At 70.8% G+C, this 19,735-nt stretch carries 12 protein-coding genes; 7 read left to right on the forward strand and 5 right to left on the reverse strand.

Going from position 1 to position 19,735, the window contains the following annotated elements:
* Positions 1–482 precede the first annotated feature (482 nt).
* The 5 genes from V5P93_RS06150 to V5P93_RS06170 form a co-directional block, all read right to left on the reverse strand.
* Positions 483–1,655, reverse strand: coding sequence for a glycosyltransferase (locus V5P93_RS06150; RefSeq protein WP_104478417.1), 1,173 nt, complete (start codon positions 1,653–1,655; stop codon positions 483–485).
* Positions 1,656–2,094: 439 nt separating this feature from the next.
* Positions 2,095–2,241, reverse strand: a complete 147-nt coding sequence (locus tag V5P93_RS06155; protein ID WP_181043396.1) for a hypothetical protein — start codon at positions 2,239–2,241, stop codon at positions 2,095–2,097.
* A gap of 520 nt (positions 2,242–2,761) precedes the next feature.
* Positions 2,762–3,352, reverse strand: a complete 591-nt coding sequence (gene idi / locus V5P93_RS06160) for an isopentenyl-diphosphate Delta-isomerase (protein ID WP_342752255.1) — start codon at positions 3,350–3,352, stop codon at positions 2,762–2,764.
* Positions 3,353–3,398: 46 nt separating this feature from the next.
* On the reverse strand, positions 3,399–5,138 hold the full coding sequence (gene argS / locus V5P93_RS06165; RefSeq protein WP_104478419.1) for an arginine--tRNA ligase: 1,740 nt from the start codon (positions 5,136–5,138) through the stop codon (positions 3,399–3,401).
* Between the two features lie 586 nt (positions 5,139–5,724).
* A complete protein-coding gene (locus V5P93_RS06170; RefSeq protein WP_104478738.1) occupies positions 5,725–7,176 on the reverse strand; it encodes an amino acid permease in 1,452 nt (483 codons plus the stop codon).
* A 309-nt stretch (positions 7,177–7,485) separates the two neighbouring features.
* Here V5P93_RS06170 and V5P93_RS06175 point away from each other — a divergent pair, with 309 nt between their 5' ends.
* The 7 genes from V5P93_RS06175 (at position 7,486) to V5P93_RS06205 (ending at position 19,650) form a co-directional block, all read left to right on the forward strand.
* On the forward strand, positions 7,486–8,847 hold the full coding sequence (locus tag V5P93_RS06175) for a glutamine synthetase family protein (RefSeq protein WP_104478420.1): 1,362 nt from the start codon (positions 7,486–7,488) through the stop codon (positions 8,845–8,847).
* Positions 8,828–9,559 carry a gamma-glutamyl-gamma-aminobutyrate hydrolase family protein gene (locus tag V5P93_RS06180; RefSeq protein ID WP_104478421.1) on the forward strand — a complete coding sequence of 244 codons (732 nt, stop codon included), beginning with the start codon at positions 8,828–8,830 and terminating at the stop codon, positions 9,557–9,559. The genes V5P93_RS06175 and V5P93_RS06180 overlap by 20 nt, the downstream gene beginning before the upstream one ends.
* Entirely contained in the window at positions 9,556–10,917 is a 1,362-nt protein-coding gene (locus V5P93_RS06185) for an aldehyde dehydrogenase (protein ID WP_104478422.1), read from the forward strand. The genes V5P93_RS06180 and V5P93_RS06185 overlap by 4 nt, the downstream gene beginning before the upstream one ends.
* A gap of 2 nt (positions 10,918–10,919) precedes the next feature.
* A complete protein-coding gene (locus V5P93_RS06190; RefSeq protein WP_104478423.1) occupies positions 10,920–11,690 on the forward strand; it encodes a 3-oxoacyl-ACP reductase in 771 nt (256 codons plus the stop codon).
* 2 nt (positions 11,691–11,692) lie between these two features.
* Entirely contained in the window at positions 11,693–12,415 is a 723-nt protein-coding gene (locus V5P93_RS06195) for a FadR/GntR family transcriptional regulator (protein WP_374065475.1), read from the forward strand.
* Positions 12,416–12,553: 138 nt separating this feature from the next.
* Complete coding sequence (locus tag V5P93_RS06200; protein WP_181043397.1) at positions 12,554–13,783, forward strand: class E sortase; 1,230 nt, start codon at positions 12,554–12,556, stop codon at positions 13,781–13,783.
* Between the two features lie 140 nt (positions 13,784–13,923).
* Positions 13,924–19,650: an SdrD B-like domain-containing protein gene (locus V5P93_RS06205; RefSeq protein WP_181043398.1), complete on the forward strand. Its 5,727-nt coding sequence runs from the start codon at positions 13,924–13,926 to the stop codon at positions 19,648–19,650.
* Positions 19,651–19,735: the final 85 nt, after the last annotated feature.

Genomic DNA, 19,735 nt, shown 5'->3' on the forward strand with positions numbered 1-19,735 from the left:
CGGCACGGCGCGACCGGGGTTCGGGGGTGTGCTCCGGGGGCCCGGCACGTGGTCGGTCGAGTCCGACGGACCGCTGGCGCCCGCGCCCCGCGGCGGACGTCACGGCGGATCTCGGGCCCGACCACGTGCGTCCTCAGCGGGGCCTGGTCGGCCGCGCGCGAGGCACGTGGGCCACCCGTCACCGGCGGCGGGGCGCGGCTCCGGCCGGACCGCCGACGGGGACCACCACCAGGGGTGGGGTCAGCGCGGTGAGGGGTGGCGGGGTAGCTCGGTCTCCATGGTGGAACTCCTCTCTGCGCGCCGCGACATCACACCGACGGTAGTCGGCGGCGCGGCGCGCGGGAGACCCGCGGCGCGGGTTGACAAGGTTCTGTCCAGGCTGGTCAGGAACTTTCCCCGAACAGTCCACCTCGGACAGCGCAGAGGGGTATGACCCGATCGGGCCATACCCCTGCGTAGCCGTCACGCACTGCTGATCAAGATCAGCTGACCGGTTGGGCGAACTCGGTGAACCGGGCCACCACCGCACCCGGCGCGGGCATCGCGGAGATCTCCTTGGCGACCGCGGCGGTCGCGTCGGCCGCCGCGTCGTCGGCCAGCAGGTCCAGCGCGGTCGACGTGATGGCGTCGGCGGTGACGTCGTCGCCGAGCAACTGCCTGCTCGCCCCGGCCTCGGTGAAGGTGGTGGCGTTGAGGAACTGGTCGGCGCCCTGCGGGACGAACAGCTGCCGCACCCCGGCCGCCGCCGCGCCGAGCGTGGTGCCCGAGCCGCCGTGGTGGACGACGAGGTCGAGGTGCGGGAGCAGCTCGGCCTGCGGCACCCAGGACTGCACGGTCACGTTGGCGGGCGGGGTGCCCAGCACCGCCGGGTCGACCGTCGGACCGGCCGAGACCAGCACCCGGTGACCGGTCGCGGCCAACCCGTCGATGGCCGCCCGCAGCACCGCCGGGTTGCCGAACGCGGTGCCCAGCGTCAGGTAGATCAGCTTCTCCCGGTGCTCCGGGACCCAGGAGGGCAGCTCGCCCGGCTCGGAGAACGCGACCGGCCGCACCGGCACCCGGTTCGGGGCAGCGGCGACCTCCTCGTCCTGCAAGGAAGTCGGGTAGATGTCGAGGTACCGGTCGCGCCCCTCGTGCCCGGCGTCCAGGTCGATCTCGGTCCCGTTCGCGGCCGCGATCTCCCGCAACCCCTCCAGGAACCCGGGCAGCGTCTGGATGACCCCGCCGCGGCTGACGGCGTGCGACACCGCGGGCAAGCCCTCCGCGCGCGCCGCGATACCGGCACCGACGTTGGCCGCCTCGTACACGACGAGGTCGAACCGCCGCTCGACCATGAGCGGACGGAGGTCCGCGATGAAGTTCTCCGGCATCCGCCTGCCGAACACGGCCGCCGCGGTCCGCCGGATCAGCTGCGGGTCGAGCCCGGCGGGGGAGTCGAACTCCGCGACCCCGAACCCGGCCATCACCTCGCGGAACAGCGCTTGCATGTCGCCGCCCGCCCGGAAGAACTCGAACCCGAGCCGGGCCAGCGGCTCCTCGAAGGACTCCCAGGTGGCGTAGGTGACCCGGTGCCCGGCGTCGCGGGCGGCGATGGCCAGGGGCAGCAGTGGATAGGTGTGCCCGTGGGCAGGAAGACTTGTGAAGAGGATTTCCACAAGGCCCAAGGTAGGCAGTTCGGTAGCGGTGGGTAGCGGGATTTGTCGGTATCCACTGGATTGTCGGAAAAATTGCCACCCGACTGTCGGTCTGCGGACCAGTGGTTTCACCCATGCCTTTACCGGCCGGAGCGCAGATCACGCGATGGCTCGCACCGCCTGCTCGACATCCTCCAGCCTGGCTCGTGCCATCTCCGCGAAGTCGTTCCGGCGTGCGGCGTCCGGGAATGGTTGCCTCATCGGCAACTCCGGCCGGTTCGGGCAGGCGGGTGCAGCGACAGCGCTTCCTACCCGCCACGAACGAGGAGGCCGACTGGGACGTGGTGTCCCAGTCGGCTTCGCGGTGGTCTTGGTGTCAGAGGTCGATGTGCAACCGGTCGGCGAGCTGCTGCACCGGCGCCTGCCGCCGCTTGGCCCGTTCCGCCAGCTCACGCACCGTCTACCTGCCCAGTGTGTGGTAGCGCAGCCACTCGGGCGCGGTGCGTTCCGCGGTCAGCAGCTGATCCACCGCGGCTTCGTCGTGGTCGAGTTCGCTGTGCGCGATGGCCAGGTCGAGCAGGTACCGCGCCCGCCAGGTCGGCGGCACCCACCCGGTTTAGGGCACACGTCCCCAAGGCCACCGCCCGATCGAACTGTTCGGTCTCCACCGCCGCGTTGACCGCCGCGATGCCCGCGTTGGTCGGCCCGAACGGTGTGGCGTAGAGGTTGTAGTCGAGCGCGCTCAACTCGTCGCGGATGGCCAGCACGCCGACCGCTTCCTCATCCACTGTGGCCTGGATGGTGTCCGCCTGCCCGAGCAGCTGCGCGAGTTCGATGTCCAGCGCCCGCGCCCTGCGGGTCAGGGAACTCGTGCTGGAGGTGTGCCGCACCTCCTGCTCCAGCTTGCGCACCGGGTCCACGCTGACTTCGGCTTGCTCGGCCAACTGTTTCCTGGGTGAACAGCCCGCGGTTGCGCGCGCGCCTGACGCGCGCACCGAGGCTGAGGTCGTCGCTGGTTACGGCGGAGTCACCTCCGGTCGCCGTCGGGCCGATGGCCTTGCGGTACGTGCCCCGGCGACTCCAGGGGAGGAGCTACCAGCGCCGCAACGGCCTGGACACGCCGGTGCTCAACGCAGCGCCGGGGGTAGGTGGGTCTCGTCGCCCAGGGGCCAGGTGAGGGGGTCTGGGCCGAGGGTAGTCAGTTCGGTCACCTGCAAGACGCACCAAGGCGACACCTCGCGGCGGTCGGACAGGACCGCGTCGACGAAGTCCAGCCACGGTACCCACTCGGTGGCGTCCACCTCGTCCGGGTTCGGGGCCGCCTCCGCACTCCCCGCGAGCACCACCCGGTACACCGGGCACATCTCGTTCTCCACCGTGCCGTCCGGCATCTCCGCGCGGTACCGGAAGCGCGGGAGGAGCAGTTCCACGGTGTGCGGGCCCGGCAGGCCCAGTTCGTCGACCAGCCTGCGTTCGACCGACGCCGCCGGGGGCTCGCCCGGGGCCGGGTGGCCGCAGCACGAGTTGGTCCAGATCCCCGGCCAGGTCTTCTTGGTGGCGGCCCGCCGGGTGAGCAGGAAGCGGCCCTCCGAGTCGAAGACGTAGCTGGAGAAGGCCAGGTGCAGCGGCGTGTCGCCGTGGTGCACGGTGGCCTTGTCCGCCACCCCCACGGCCGCGCCCGCCTCGTCGAGGAGCACTACCTGTTCGGCGATCTTCACGCCGCACACTGTGCCTGGCCCCACCGAGGCGGGCAAGCCGGCTGTCTTAGAGCTCGTGCGGGGCGGCGATGCCCAGCAGGTCCAGCCCCAGGGTCAGCACGTCCGAGGTGACCTTGGTGAGCACCAGCCGGGACGCGCGGTCGTCGGGGTCGACGTCCGAGCGCAGGATCGGGCAGTTGTCGTAGAACGTGGTGAACGTCGCCGCCAGCTCGTAGAGGTAGCCGGTGAGCTTGTGCGGCGCGTACGCCTCGATCGTCGCCGCCACCGCGGCGGGCAGCTGCAGCAGCTTGAGCACCAGCGCCCGCTCGGCCGGGTCGGTGATCCGGACCCCACCCCCGGGCTCCTGCTCAGCCTTGCGCAGGATCGAGTGGCAGCGGGCGTTGGCGTACTGCAGGTACACCGACGTGTTGCCCTCCTTGGCCAGCATCCGGGCCCAGGTGAAGACGTAGTCCTTCTCCCGGTCGCTGGACAGGTCGGCGTACTTCACCGCGCCGATGCCCACCGCCCGCGCGACCTCCGCCTGGCGCGCGGCGTCCAGCGAGGAGCGCTCGGCGACGGTCTTCTCCGCCTGCTCCACCGCTTCCGCCAGCAGCTCGACCAGTTTCACCGAACCGCCCGCGCGCGTCCGGATGGTCTTGCCGTCCTCGCCGAGGATCGTGCCGAATCCGATGTGGACGGACGTGTGCCCCTCGGTGAGGTACCCCGCCTGCCGGGACGCGGCGAACACCATGGCGAAGTGCTGCGCCTGCGGGTTCCCGACCACGTACAGCAGGTCGGTCATGTCGCGCTCTTCGGCCCAGTAGCGCGCGGTCGCGAGGTCGGTGGCGGCGTAGCCGTAGCCGCCGTCGCTCTTGCGCACGATCAGCGGCAGCGGGTTGCCCTCGCGGTTGCTGAACCCGGGCGGGAACACGCACACCGCGCCGTCGCTGATCTCGGTGAGGCCCTTGGCCTCCAGGTCCGCGGTGACCGCGTCGAGGTACGGGTTGTAGAAGCTCTCGCCGTAGATGTCGGCGTCGGTGAGCCGCACGCCGAGCAGGTCGTAGACCTTCTGGAAGTGCCGGGTCGACTCGGCGACCAGCGCCCGCCACAGCACCAGCGTCTCCTCGTCGCCGCCCTGCAGCGCCACGACGCGCGCGCGGGCCCGGTCGGCGAACGCGGGGTCGGCGTCGAACTTGGTCCGCGCCTGCTGGTAGAAGCGGTTGAGGTCGCTGATGCCGCGCTCGGCCACCTCCACGCCGGCGCCCTCGTCGAGCAGGTGCTCGATGAGCATGCCGAACGGGGTGCCCCAGTCGCCGAGGTGGTTGTGCGGGGTGACCTGGTGGCCCGCGAAGCGCAGCAGCCGCAGGATGGCGTCGCCGATGATCGACGACCGTAGATGCCCGATGTGCATCTCCTTGGCCACGTTCGGGCTGCCGTAGTCCAGCGCGTACCGGCGCGGCTCGTCGGCGGTCGGCACCCCGAGGCGCTCGTCGCCGAGCAGCGCGGCGGCCCGATCCGCCAGCCACCCGTCGCGCAGCCGCAGGTTGATGAACCCCGGGCCCGCCACCTCGGGCTCGTCGACCAGGTCGGCCGAGTCCAGGTGCGCCACGATGGCCTGGGCCACCTCCCGCGGCGGCTTGCCCAGCCGCTTGGCCAGGCTCATGGCCGCGTTGCACTGGTAGTCGACGCCATCGCGGGTGGACGGACGGACGACGGCATCGACCGCGGTGATCTCCACGTCGAGCCCGCGGCGCAGCGCCCCGGCCACCCGCGCACCCAGTTCGAGTCCGACATCTCCGTGCGCCACCCTGGCACCTCCCTAACCTGTTCCACCCAGTATCCCAGCCCCCGCCGAGCGAGTTTCCCCAGCGCCCGGGCGGGCACGGACCCGCAGGTCCAGGGCACCTCGCGGGGCTGCCTACTCGGGAGTCAAGCGATGGCCGAAACGATCAGCGCGGCGGTCGTGCCCACCGGGAACGGCGACGGGGCCGCCGCCCGTGCGGTGGGCGGCGGCCCCACGCCCTTCGGAGCCGTACAGCGGGACAGGCTCCGGCGGGGAGGTCTCCGGGTCGACCTGGCGTGTCTCGGGTCACGGCAGTCGGAACGTGACTGTGGTGGGTGGACCGGTCCGGGAGGGCGCGGCGGTGGCGACTCCTCGCCGACACCGCCGCTGCCACGTGTTCCCCGATCCCCCGGGGAACTCCACCCGCGCCGTCGAGCACCCCTCGCGGGTGCAGGGTCCCGGGACTTCAGCCCTCGATGAAGTTTCCCGGACCGTTGAGCGGTGTTCGCGTCGCGTGGCCGTCGTCGTCATTTTGTTGCTGCCAGTATTTGTTAACCGCCGTGAACCTCGCAAGGTACCGGTCCGGTGGGGTTTTTCCCGGTTCCCATTTCTACGCCGAACGCAGGTCACGCTCGACCGCGGCCAACTCTTCCGCGCTCCCTTGGACTTTCGGCCCGGTGAACCAATGCCGCGCGGACACCACCCACCACAGTGCCGCGCCGCCGAGCACGACCGCGAACGCGACCGGCGTGTAGTTGAAACTCTCCCACGTAACCGGATGCACCTGCGGCAACATGAACAGCACGAAGATGAAGCCGACCCAGATCACCGCAACCGTCCCAAGTGGACGTCCCAAGCGGCCGAGGTGCCACGGTCCGGGTTCGAACGCGGCACCCGCGCGCACCCGCAGGTAGATCGGCGCCACGTAGGCGGTGTAGAGGCCGACCACGGCGATCGAGGTCACGGCCGCGTAGGCCGTGTAGCTCCACAGGTACGGCACGGCGAGCAGGAACGCTCCCACCGCCGCCAGCCACACCGAGTTGGTCGGCGTCCGCGTGCGCTTGTTGATCCGGTGCCACAGCCCCGATCCCGGGATCGCGCCGTCCCGGGCGAACGCGTAGATCATCCGCGAGTTGCCGGTGACCGCGGCCATCCCGCAGAACAACTGCGCGCCGATGCACACGAGCAGCAGGAACTTGCCCGTGGTCGCGCCCGCGGCGTCGAGGAACACCTGCGCGGGCGGCACGCCGGTGGGGGACTCCAGTGCGCCGCGGTAGTCCTGGATGGCGAACGTGAGCCCGATCAGCAGCACCCAGCCCGCCACCAGCGACACCAGGATCGAGTGCACGATCCCGCGCGGCCCGGCCGTGGCCGCGTTCCGCGTCTCCTCGGTCATGTGCGCGGACGCGTCGTAGCCGGTCAACGTGTACTGCGCGAGCAGCAGGCCGATGAGGAACACGTAGACGGGGGAGCCCCAGCCCGTGCCGTTGACGAACTCGCCGAACACGAACGACGCGTCCTGGTGGTGGTCGGGCACCACGACGAGCACGCCGACGATGAGCGAGACCCCGATCAGGTGCCACCACACGCTGACCCCGTTGAGGACCGCCACGACCCGTACACCGAACGTGTTGAGCGCGCCGTGCGCCAGCAGGATGAGCGCCAGCAGCAGGATCGTGTGCGGTGGTGTGGCGGCGAAGCCGAACTGCAGGTCGAGGAAGGCGTTGAGGAACAGCGCCGCGCCGAAGTCGATGCCCGCGGTCACCGCGACCTGCCCGACCAGGTTGAACCAGCCGGTGAACCACGCCCACGCGGGCCCGGACAGCCCGCTGTGCGGCGCCAGCTTGGCCGCCCAGTAGTACAGGCCGCCCGCGGTCGGGTAGCTGGAGCAGATCTCGGCCATGCCCAGCCCGACCAGCACGACGAACACGCCGACCAGCGGCCAGCCCCAGATCATCGCCGCCGGTCCGCCGGTCTTCATGCCGAAGCCGTACAGCGTCAGGCACCCGGACAGCACCGAGATGATCGTGAAGGACACCGCGAAGTTCGTGAACCCGGACATCGACCGGCGCAGTTCCTGCGCGTAGCCCAGCGCGTGCAGCCGGGCCTCGTCCGCGTCCGCCCCCGGTTCCGCCACCGTCGCCTCCCCGTCGGACAACCGCCCGCATTGGATCGCGCACAGACCATTAACAGACCAATTGCTGTGATGTGGATCATAGCAGCGGGTGGCGCTGTCCGGCCACGACGAGTTTCGAGGTGTCACTGTTTGTTCCACGTCCGGCGGTTGCACTTGTGGGTCGGCACTGCCAGCATGCTGTGGGCACCCTCTCCAATGGGGTACGTGCTGAACCTTTGCGGAGGAGGTCGGCCTATGCGCGAGCGCGTGGCGCTGCCGCTCCCCCGACTGCGCGACCTGGTCGCCGACGGCGCGGTCGACACCGTGCTGGTCGCCATGGTCGACATGCAGGGCCGGTTGCAGGGCAAGCGGCTCTCCGCCAGGTACTTCCTCGACGAGGTCGTCGAGTCGGGCACCGAGACGTGCGACTACCTGCTGGCCGTCGACGTCGAGATGAACACCGTCGACGGGTACCGCGCCTCGTCCTGGGACACCGGCTACGGCGACTTCGTGCTCCGCCCCGACCTCGCCACGCTCTGCCCGCTGCCCTGGCACGAGGGCACGGCCCTGGTGCTGGCCGACGTCGAGCAGGTCTCCGGCGGCCCGGTCGCGGTCTCGCCCCGGCAGGTCCTGCGCCGCCAGCTCGACCGGCTCGCCGAACTCGGGCTGACCGCGTTCGTCGGTACGGAACTGGAGTTCCTGCTCTTCACCGACACCTACGAGCAGGCGTGGAACTCCGGCTACCGCGGCTTGACCCCGGCGAACCAGTACAACGTGGACTATTCGCTGCTCGGCACCGGCCGGGTCGAACCCGTGCTGCGGGCGATCCGCAACGGCATGGCGGGCGCGGGCATGTACGTGGAGTCGGCCAAGGGCGAGTGCAACCCCGGCCAGCACGAGATCGCCTTCCGCTACACCGACGCGCTCGCCACCTGCGACAACCACGCCGTCTACAAGACCGGCGCCAAGGAGATCGCGGCCGCGCACGGCACCAGCCTCACCTTCATGGCCAAGTACGACCAGCGCGAGGGCAACTCCTGCCACATCCACCTGAGCCTGCGCGACGCCGACGGCACCCCGGTGTTCGCGGGTGACGGCGAGCACGGCTTCTCCCCGCTGATGCGGCACTTCGTCGCGGGCCAACTCGCCTGCCTGCCCGAGCTGACCTACTTCCTCGCCCCGAACATCAACTCCTACAAGCGCTTCGCGGACGGTTCCTTCGCCCCGACCGCGCTGGCCTGGGGCCTGGACAACCGCACCTGCGCGGTGCGCGTGGTCGGCCACGGCCCGTCGCTGCGGCTGGAGAACCGGGTGCCCGGCGGCGACGTGAACCCCTACCTCGCGGTCGCCGCGATGATCGCCGCCGGCTTGTACGGCGTACAACACGAACTGCCGCTCGACGAGCCGTGCACCGGGAACGCCTACGCGGGCGGGTACCCGCGCGTCCCGGGCACGCTGCGCGACGCCGCCGAGCGGCTGGCGTCGAGCGCGGTGGCCCGGGCGGCGTTCGGCGCCGACGTGGTCGACCACTACCGCAACGCCGCGCGGGTCGAGCAGGTGGCCTTCGACGCGGCCGTCACCGACTGGGAGCGCCTGCGTGGCTTCGAACGTCTCTGACCGACCACCGGTCATCGGGCTCACCACCTACCTGGAGCCCGCCACGTTCGGCATCTGGGAGACCGAGGCCGCCGTGCTGCACCGCGAGTACCTCGACGCGGTCCGCGCGGCGGGCGGCAACCCGGTGCTGCTGCCGCCGATCGGCGACTGGCGCGCGGCCACCGTCGGCTGGCTCGACGGGCTGGTGCTCTCCGGCGGCGCCGACATCGAGCCGCGCCGCTACGGCCAGCGCCCGCACCCGACCACCGGCACCCCGCAGCCGCAGCGCGACGCCGCCGAGTTCGCCCTGCTCGACGCCGCGCTCGCGCTCGACCTGCCGGTGCTCGCGGTGTGCCGCGGCATGCAGGTGCTCAACGTCGCCCTCGGCGGCACCCTGCACCAGCACACCCCCGAGGTCATCGGCACCACCGACCACCAGCCGCAGGTCGCCACCTTCGGCAAGACCGCGCTGAGCCTGGTGCCCGGCTCGGTGCTGGCGGGTGTGCTCGGCGAGTCCGTGTCCACGCTGTGCCACCACCACCAGTCGCTGGACCGGGTCGCCGACGGCCTGCGGGTGGTCGGCACCGCGGAGGACGGCACGGTCGAGGCGGTGGAGCTGGCGGGCCCGGGGTTCTGCGTCGGCCTCCAGTCGCACCCCGAGCAGAACACCGACGACGTGCGGGTCTTCGCCGCCCTGGTGCGCGCGGCCCGCGACCGGAGGGAGACCAGGTGACCGCGCACGCGGTGCTCAACCCGGCCACCGGCCAGACGGTCGTGGAGATCGACCTGGTCGGCGTCGAGGAGACCGACGCGGCCATCGCCCGCGCGCACGCCGCCGGACCGGACTGGCGCGCGGTGGCCCCCGCCGACCGCGCCCGGCTGCTGCGCCGCTTCGCCGACGCCGTCGACGCCGACCTGGAGAACCTGGCCCGGCTGGAGGTCGCCAACGCCGGGCACACCATCGGCAACGCCCGCTGGGAGGCGGGCAACGTGCGCGACGTGCTGCACTACTACTCCGCCGCGCCCGAGCGGCTCTTCGGCAGGCAGATCCCGGTGCCGGGCGGGGTGAACGTCACCTTCGCCGAGCCGCTGGGCGTGGTCGGGGTGATCGTGCCGTGGAACTTCCCGCTGCCCATCGCGGGCTGGGGCCTGGCGCCCGCGCTGGCCACCGGCAACACCGTGGTGCTCAAACCCTCCGAGCTGACCCCGCTCACCGCGCTGCGGCTGGTCGAGCTGGCCCGCGAGGCGGGGATCCCGGAGGACGTCTTCCAGGTGCTGCCCGGCACCGGCCCGGTGGTGGGGGAGCGGTTCGTCACCCACCCGCTGGTCCGCAAGGTCGTGTTCACCGGGTCCACCGAGGTCGGCAAGCGGATCATGGCGGGCTGCGCGGACCAGGTGAAGCGGGTGACCCTGGAGCTGGGCGGCAACAACGCCAACCTCGTCTTCGCCGACGCTGACCTGGCCAAGGCCGCCGCCCAGGCGCCCTACGCGGTGTTCGACAACGCGGGCCAGGACTGCTGCGCGCGGTCCCGGATCCTGGTCGAGCGCTCCGCGTACGACGAGTTCATGGGCCTGTTCGAGCGGGCCGTGGCCGGGGTGGTCGTCGGTGACCCCGGTGCCGAGGACACCGGGATGGGTCCGCTGATCTCCGCCGCGCACCGCGACCGGGTGGCGGGCTACGTCGCGGACGCCCCGGTCGCGTTCCGGGGCGCGGCGCCGAGCGGGCCGGGCTTCTGGTTCCCGCCGACCGTGCTCGCCCCCATCACCCCCGACCACCGCGCGGTGACCGACGAGGTGTTCGGGCCGGTCGTGGCGGTGCTGCCGTTCGACGACGAGGCCGACGCCGTGCGCCTGGCCAACGACACCGAGTACGGTCTGTCCGGCTCCATCTGGACCCGCGACGTCGGCCGTGCCCTGCGCGTGGCGCGCGGGGTGGAGGCGGGCAACCTCTCGGTCAACTCGCACTCGTCGGTCCGCTACTGGACGCCGTTCGGCGGGTTCAAGCAGTCCGGCCTCGGCCGCGAACTCGGGCCGGACGCGGTCGCGGGCTTCACCGAGACCAAGAACGTCTTCATCGATACTCGGGAGTGAGCATGGGTCAGGGCCGCTTGGACGGGCGGGTCGCGGTGATCACCGGCGGGGCAGGCGGCATCGGGCTGGCCTCGGTCCGCAGGCTGGCCGCGGAGGGCGCCCGGGTGGTCGTGGCCGACGTGGACACCGTCGGCGGCCCGGCGGCGGCCGACGAGGTCGACGGGCTGTTCGTGCGGGTCGACGTGACCAGCGAGGCCGAGGTCGAGGCGCTGTTCCAGACCACCGTCGACACCTACGGGTCGGTCGACGTGGCGTTCAACAACGCGGGCATCTCACCGCCGGAGGACGACTCGATCCTGGAGACGGGCATCGAGGCGTGGGAGCGGGTGCAGAAGGTCAACCTCACGTCGGTGTACCTGTGCAGCAAGTACGCGATCGGGCACATGCGCGCGCGGGGGCGCGGGTCGGTCATCAACACGGCGTCGTTCGTCGCGGTCATGGGCGCGGCGACGTCGCAGATCTCCTACACCGCGTCCAAGGGCGGGGTGCTGGCGATGAGCCGCGAGCTGGGCGTCCAGTTCGCCCGCGAGGGCATCCGGGTCAACGCGCTGTGCCCGGGGCCGGTGAACACGCCCCTGCTCCAGGAGCTGTTCGCCAAGGACCCCGAGCGCGCCGCCCGGCGGCTCGTGCACATCCCGCTGGGGCGCTTCGCCGAGCCCGAGGAGATCGCGGGCGCGGTCGCCTTCCTGGCCAGTGACGACTCGTCGTTCATCACCGCGTCGTCGTTCCTGGTCGACGGCGGCATCTCCGGTGCCTACGTGACACCGCTGTAGCAGTGCACCCCGAGCAAGTCCCGCCGGTCCTCGCCGACGCGCTGTTCCGCCCGGTCCGCACGGGCAACGCGTTCGAGGAGACGATGGAGCGGATGTTGCAGGCCATCCGCCTCGGCGCCATCCCGCCGGGCGGTCGCCTGCCACCGGAGCGCGAGCTGTCCGCCCGCCTGGGCATCAGCCGGGTCACCCTGCGGGAGGCGCTGCGGGCGCTGCAGGAGTCCGGCCACGTCGAATCCCGCCGGGGCCGCTACGGCGGCACGTTCGTCCGCCCCGTGCCGACCCACCGCGCGGTCGCCGGGCCACCGCCGTCGCCCGAGGCCGTCGAAGACACCCTGACCTTGCGCTTCGTGCTGGAGACCGGGGCCGCGGAGACCGCCGCGGCCCGGGCGCTGGGCCCCCAGGTCCGCCGCCACCTCAGGGCGTGCCTGCAGGACTGCGCCTCCGCCCCGCCCACCGACTACCGCCGCACGGACTCGCGGCTGCACCTGGCCATCGCCGAGGCCACCGGCGCCCCTTCGCTGACGGGGGCGGTCGCCGACGTCCGCAGCAGGCTCAACGCCCTGCTCGCCGCCATCCCCCGCATCCCGGCCAACATCGAGCACTCGGACGCCCAGCACCGGGACATCGTCAACGCCATCCTGGACGGCGACCCGCCCGCCGCCCGCACCGCCATGGCCGAACACCTGGCGGGCACCGCCTCCCTGCTCCGCGGCTTCCTCGCCTGACCCGGACATGAGGTGACCCCGGCGGCCACGCTCCGTGTCACCAACTGTGGCCTGGACCCGATTCACACCCCTCGAACGCCGCTCTCGCCTAACCTCTTGACATCAGAGCGTCACCAGACCGCACGAGGGGGTGGACAGATGCGCGACCAGGACCGGCCACGCGACCAAGACCGACGCCGTGAGCAGCCCCGCGACCGCCGCCTGCCCCCGCCGCCCGGCACCCCCACCCGCCTGCCCGACCGCGCCGCCCCACCCCGCCCCGCGCGCAACCCCGCGGACGCCAAGACGGAGTTCATCCGCCCGGTCCGCCGCCCCGTCGACGGGCCCACCGAGCGGATCCGGCCGAACCGCGGCTCACTCCACGGCAGCCTCAACGGGTCCCTGAACGGCAGCCTCGACGCCCCGCGCCCCGCCCCGCCGCGGCGCGCCCCCGAACCCCCGACCGAGATCATCAAGCCGGTCGCCCCGCCCGTGGTCGACCCCGTGGACGAGCGCGACGAACCCCGCGACCCGTTCGACGACGAAATCGCGGAATCGCCCGCCAAACCGCCCCGGAAGAAACTCGGCACCGGTGCGAAGATCGTTCTCGGCGCGGGTGAACTGCTCGTCTCCGCCGGTCTCGTCGTCCTGCTATTCGTCGTCTACGAAGTGTGGATCACCGACCTGATCTCCGCGGGCAAACAGGACGACGTGACCGTCGCGCTCGACGACCAATGGAACCAGGGCGATCCCGAGCGGCAGCAGAAGATCGAATTCGCCGACGGCCAGGGGATGGCCAAGCTCTACATCCCCGCGCTCGGCGAGGACTACCACTTCACCGTCGTCGAGGGCACCTCCACGGCCGATCTGGAAATCGGCCCCGGGCACTACAAGAAGTCCGCGCTGCCGGGGGAGCCGGGCAACTTCGCCGTGGCCGGGCACCGGGTCGGCAAGGGCGCGCCGTTCAACGACCTCGACCTGCTCCAGGCCTGCGACGCCATCGTCGTCGAGACCAAGACCGGCTGGTTCGTCTACCGCATGCTGCCGACCACCGACGAGGCCGCGAACTGGGCGAACCGCGGCGCCGACCCGCTCTGCGCGGGCACCCCGGGCTCGGCGAAGGTCGAGCCGCTGACCGGTGACTACGCCGCCGCGGTCGGCCGCCAGATCGTCACCCCCGACCACAGCGAGGTCGTCGCGGCGATCCCGGGAAACCCGGCCGCCCGAATCCCGGTGGACCAGCGGCGGAAACTGATCACCCTCACCACCTGCCACCCGAAGTTCTCGAATAGGCAGCGGATGATCCTGCACGGCGTCCTCGTGCGGGAACAGCCCAAGAACGCCGCCGATCGGGCGGCGGTGCCCGTGGAGTTGCGCGAGACCCGCTGAAAGATCGCCTTCAAACACCCGGTTCCGCATCGTTACCCACCTTTACCCATAACGGTGAACATCGCAGCGCCGGCGGGCGCTGTGGCATGACCCACGGCAGATTCCGATTCGTCGGAAACTGCATGTTGTGGGGAGTGGTCATGTCCAAATCGAGAGCGGCACGCCGTGCGCTGGCCGCCACGTTGGCAGCCTTGGCGGCGGCCGCCGGGGTGGTCGTGGTGAGTACCACTCCCGCGGAAGCCAGTACCGCGCGCCCGTTCATCGCGCAGTACGACGAGGAGATCTACGGGGACTTCGTCCAGGCGGGCAACGGCAACATGCGGTGCCCGGACGTCACCGACCCCATCGATCCCTTCGGTGAGCCGCGCACGACGTGTCCGACGGCGCGATCCCGCGCCACGACCGCCGCCACGGCGAACAACGACTCGTACTACATGCGGTGGGCCGACGTCGACGGCGAGCCCGGCACGATCAACTCCTCGAAGTCCAGCTTCACCTTCCCGCCGGGCGCCAAGGTCGCCTACGCGGGGCTGAGCTGGGCGGGCAACAACGGCCGGGTCCGCCTGCTCGACGGCACCATGGCCACCGCCCCCGGGTGCAGCACCAGCCAGTACCTCGCCGACGCGGGCAACGCGAACGCGCCCGCAGGCGACCCGACGAGCCAGCAGGTGTGGTTCACCGTCGGCGGCTCGACCACCACCTACTTCCCGCAGGTGATCAACGCCGACTCGGACAGCGACCTCGGCGACACCCAGGTGGGCTTCTACAGCGCGCACGTGGACGTCACCAACCAGGTGGCCCAGAACGTCACCACCGGCACGGTGAACACCGGCGTCGGCAACATCTGGACCCCGGAGGGCTTCGGCTGCTTCGCGGGCTGGTCGCTGACCGTCGTGTACGCCTACGACGAGCCGACCGCCACCTACGCGGAGCAGAAGAAGCACGTCACGGTCTTCGACGGCCACGCGCACCAGACCGCGAGCGACTCGCCCACCACCATCACCGCCAACGGCTTCCGCGCCTCCGGCGGCGACACGCGCGTCGGGGTGACCGCCTACGAGGGCGACTTCAACATCAACGGCGACACGTTCAAGGTCAACGGCAGCGCGTTCGACGACCCGCTCGCCCTGGGCACACTGGACAACTTCTTCGTGTCCAACGCGCCGGACGCGGTGGACCCGGACGTGGACAACAACATGAGCGTCGACAGCAAGACGCTCACCACGAGCGAGATAGCGCCCGGTGACACCACCGCCACGTTCGCCGCCGCCACCACCAACGACGCCTTCCTGTTCCAGGGGCTCGCGGTCTCCGTCCCGGTGACCTCGCTGTTCGTGACGAAGAAGTTGAACCCGGGCAACCCCGGTCCGTTCCGCGCGAACGCCGCCATCACCTACGACATCGTGGTGAAGGCGATCGGCGACACCGTGGAGAACGTGACGATCAACGACCCGAACGGCCCGGCGTGCAACAAGACCACGCCGACCAACGTCACAACGGTGGCACCGTGGACTTATTCGTGCACGGACACGACGAAGACGACCAGCTACACGAACACGATCACGGCATCGGGCCTGACCACCAACGGCGACGAGGTCGTCGGTCAGGGCAAGCTCGACGTGGTGGTGATCAACCCGTCGATCGATATCGCCAAGACGACGGACAAGGCCAACTACGCCCTCGGCGAGACGATCACCTTCACCATCGCCGTGCACAACGACGGCAACGCGGCGCTGACCGGCGTCCAGGTGACCGACACGACGGTGCCCGCGTGCAACAACGCCACCATCGGCAACCTCGGCGTCGGGGCGAACACCTCGTACACCTGCACCGCCACGGCGCCGATCACCGGTGACAGCAACACCGCATCGGTGACGGCGACCGACCCGCTCGGCGGCACGGTCACCGACAGCTCCACCGTCTCGGTGCCGACCGTCGGCACGATCTCCGGAAAGGTCTTCGCCGACCGCAACAACAACGGCATCTACGAGCCGGCCAACTCGGAGACCACCATCGCGGGCGTGACCGTCAACCTGAGCGGCACCCCGATCAGCGGCGGGCCGGTCAGCATCGGCGGCACCACGAACTCCCTCGGTGAGTTCGAGTTCCCGAACATGCAGGGCGGCACCTACACGCTGACCGAGACCACTCCGGCCGCCTTCGACGACGGCATCGACACCCCGGGCGCCAACTCCTCGGCGGGCGGCAACGACTCGTTCACGATCGTCATCTCGTCGGGCCAGTCGAGCACGCTCAACTACTTCGCCGAGCAGCCCGCGGCCAGCCTCGCCGGTTACGTCTACACCGACGCGAACAACAACGGCGTCAAGGACATCGGTGAGGCGGGCATCGCCAACGCCGTGGTCCAGCTGACCGGTACGGACAGCGAGAGCCACCCCATCACGTTGCCCACGAGCACCAACGCGGGCGGCGCCTACAGCTTCCCGGCGCTGCGGCAGGGCACCTACACCATCACGGAGACCACCCCGCCGGGCCTGACCGACGGCAAGGACACCGTGGGCGACGCCACCGGCACGCTCCAGGACCCGGACTCGATCATCAACATCGGTCTCGGCGCGCGCGTGGCGGGCACCGGGTACCTGTTCGGCGAGTTCACCCCGGTGTCGATCTCCGGTCGGGTGCACCACGACGGCAACCCGCCGAACAACGGCATCCAGGGCGTGCAGCTGACGCTGGCCCTGCCGGGTGGTGGCACGACCCAGACCAACACGCTGTCCGACGGCTCGTACTCCTTCACCAACCTGGCGCCGGGCACCTACTCGGTGGCCGAGCTGCAGCCCGCGGGCTACGCCGACGGCCCCGAGTCCGCCGGTAGCCCGGCGGGCAACACCTCGGTGAACGACGTCATCAGCGGGATCACCCTGGCTTCCGGCCAGGCCGGTTCCGAGTACGACTTCGCCGAGGACCGCGGTTCGCTGGTCGGTGTGGTCTTCCACGACCGCAACAACAACGGCACCAAGGACTCGGGCGAAGAGGGCCTCTCGACGACGGTCACCCTGACGGGCAACACGCCGGGCGGCCCGGTGAACACCTCGGTGACCTCGGCGTCGCTGACCGGCGCCTTCGAGTTCCAGGGCCTGCTCGGCGGTCTGTACACGCTGACCGAGACCCAGGTGCCGGGCTACAGCAGCGGCATCAACACCGCGGGTACCGCCAACGGCATCGCGGTGGGCGGTGACGCCATCCTCGGCATCACGCTGAACAACGGCCAGGACGCCACCGGCTACACCTTCGGCGAGTTCACCGGCGGCTCCATCACGGGCCGGGTCGTGCACGACGGCGCCGGGCCCAACAACGGCATCTCGGGCGTGTCGATCGCCCTGTCCGGCGCGGCGACCGACAGCACGACCACCGCGTCGGACGGCACGTTCATCTTCGAGAACCTGGCGCCGGGCACCTACACCATCACCGAGACCCAGCCCATCGGCTACGGCGACGGTGAGGACTCCGGGCCGACCGGCACCGGCACCGGATCGGTCGGCAACGACGTCATCACCGGCATCGTGGTGGCCTCCGGGCAGACCCGCTCGGAATACGAGTTCGCCGAGGAGCGCGCGTCGATCTCGTCGGTGGTCTACGAGGACCTGAACGACAACGGCATCAAGGACTCGGGTGAGGACGGCGTTGCCGGTGTCGACGTCAAGCTCACGGGTACCGACGCCAACAGCGCCCCGGTCGACATCACCGTCACCACGAACTCCGACGGTGTCGCCAAGTTCGTCGACCTGATCAGCGGCGAGTACGCGCTTGAGGAGCTGGACCAGCCCGCTCCCTGGCTCGACGGCGACGACACCGCCGGTACCGCGGGCGGCACCCCGGTGCCCAACGGTGACAAGATCAACGGTATCGCGCTGACCCCGGGCCAGATCGCGACCGGCTACCGGTTCGGCGAGATCCCGGGCGCGGCGATCAGCGGTTCCGTGGTGGACGACAACACCACCGGGCCCAAGGGCATCCAGAGCGTGCTGATCACGCTGTCGGGTACCGATGACCGCAACCAGGCGGTCAACGACACGGGCTACACCGACGAGGACGGTGTGTTCGCGTTCACCGACCTCCGCCCGGGCACCTACAAGATCGTCGAGACCCAGCCGACCGAGTACGGCGACGGCCCCGACATCCCGGGCACGATCATCACCAACACGCCGGTGCCGACCAACGACGAGTTCAACACCATCATCCTCGGTGCCGGGGACAAGGCGGTGGACTACAAGTTCACCGAGACCCTCGGCTCGCTCGCCGGTGTCGTGTTCCGCGACAAGAACAACAACAACGTCCAGGACCCGGGTGAGGCCGGTATCCCGGGCGTCACGATCAACCTGACCAGGCTCGGCCTGGGCCGGGCGGCCGCCGCCCCGGAACCCGCGGGCAGCGTGGTGACCGGACCGAACGGCGCGTACGTCTTCGAGAACCTGGTCGGCAACGCCTACGCCATCACCGAGGTCCAGCCCGCCAACTTCGGCAACGGCCAGATCGGCCTCGGCAACCCGGCGGGCACGCTCCAACCGCCGAACACGATCACCGGGATCTTGCTCGAAGGCGGTCAGGACGGCACCGGCTACACCTTCGGTGAACTGGCGCAGACGGTCACCGGCACGGTCTGGCGCGACGACAACGGCAACGGCCAGATCGACGTCGACGAGACGGTCCGCTACGAGGGCGTCACGGTCGAGCTGTTCGACCTCGACGGCAACCTCGTGGACACCGCGGTGACCGCGGCGGTGACCGGCATGTACAGCTTCGGCTACGTGCCCGCGGGCTCCTACACGATCAAGGAGACCCAGCCCGCCGGGGTCGGGTCCACCACACCGGACGCCATCCAGATCAGCGTCACCACGGAGACCGGCGCCTCGCAGAACTTCGGCGAGCAGCTGGGTCTGATCGGTGACTACGTCTGGAACGACAGCAACGCCAACGGTGTGCAGGACGCCGGTGAGCCCGCCGCGGCCAACATCGCGGTGACGCTCTACCAGGCCGACGGCACCACGGTGGTCAAGTCGACCACGACCGGCAGCGACGGCAAGTACTGGTTCCGCAACCTGGCCGTCGGCGACTACAAGGTCGGCATCGAGCTGCCGACCGGCAAGGTGCTGACCAGGCCGCACGCGGGCACCAACGGTGACCTCGACTCCGACATCGACTGGGTCACCGGGCGGACGGCGACGCTGGGCATCGCGGTGGTCGACAACCTGATCCCGCAGCTGACCAACGTCGACGCCGGCCTGGTCAACAAGCTGGTCGACCTCGCGGCGGCGGTCACCACCGCCTCCCCGACCGCGGCCATCGGCGACACCGTGGTGTTCAACTCGACGATCACCAACGCGGGGACCGTGCCTGTCCGGGGTGCGCGGGTCGTGATCACCATCCCGGCCGGTCTGCGGATCGTGTCGGCGGGCGGTGACGCCATCGCCGCCCAGGCCGCGCAGGAGGGCGGCTTCGGGGCCGACGCCTTCGAGGCCACCGCGGCGGTGCCGTGGACCTGCACGATCAGCGGTCAGCAGGTGACCTGCGTGACGGACGCGACGATCCTGCCGGGCCAGACGACCGGGCCGGTGCTGGTGAACACCACCGCGCTGACGACGATCACCGACACCACGGCGACCGCAGCGGTGACGCTGGCCGACGGCACGCCGGACGACAACGCGGCCAACGACAACGCGGTCGCGGCGATCGCGGTGCCCGCGAGCACCACGACCACCTCGCCGAGCACGTCGACCGACGACGGCACGCTGGCTTCCACCGGTGCCAACGTCCGCTGGCTGTTCCTCGGCGGTGTGCTGCTCGTGGCGATCGGCTGCGCGGCGCTGTTCATCGTCCGCAGGCGGCGGGGGAGTGGTACCGAGTAGCGAGTGAGCGGTCCCGATCAGACTGATCGGAGCAGCGGGCCCCGCCAGGACTTCCTGGCGGGGCCCGCTGCCGTTGGTCCTTAAC

Source organism: Actinokineospora auranticolor (assembly GCF_041897805.1).
Taxonomy (GTDB): Bacteria; Actinomycetota; Actinomycetes; order Mycobacteriales; family Pseudonocardiaceae; genus Actinokineospora; species Actinokineospora auranticolor.

What these genes read in the sequence shown, in the direction of transcription:
- V5P93_RS06205 (WP_181043398.1), top strand. Translation starts at nt 13,924, where the DNA reads ATGTCCAAATCGAGAGCGGCACGCCGTGCGCTGGCCGCCACGTTGGCA.
- V5P93_RS06200 (WP_181043397.1), top strand. Translation starts at nt 12,554, where the DNA reads ATGCGCGACCAGGACCGGCCACGCGACCAAGACCGACGCCGTGAGCAG.
- V5P93_RS06175 (WP_104478420.1), top strand. Translation starts at nt 7,486, where the DNA reads ATGCGCGAGCGCGTGGCGCTGCCGCTCCCCCGACTGCGCGACCTGGTC.
- V5P93_RS06190 (WP_104478423.1), top strand. Translation starts at nt 10,920, where the DNA reads ATGGGTCAGGGCCGCTTGGACGGGCGGGTCGCGGTGATCACCGGCGGG.
- V5P93_RS06170 (WP_104478738.1), bottom strand. Translation starts at nt 7,176, where the DNA reads ATGTCCGGGTTCACGAACTTCGCGGTGTCCTTCACGATCATCTCGGTG.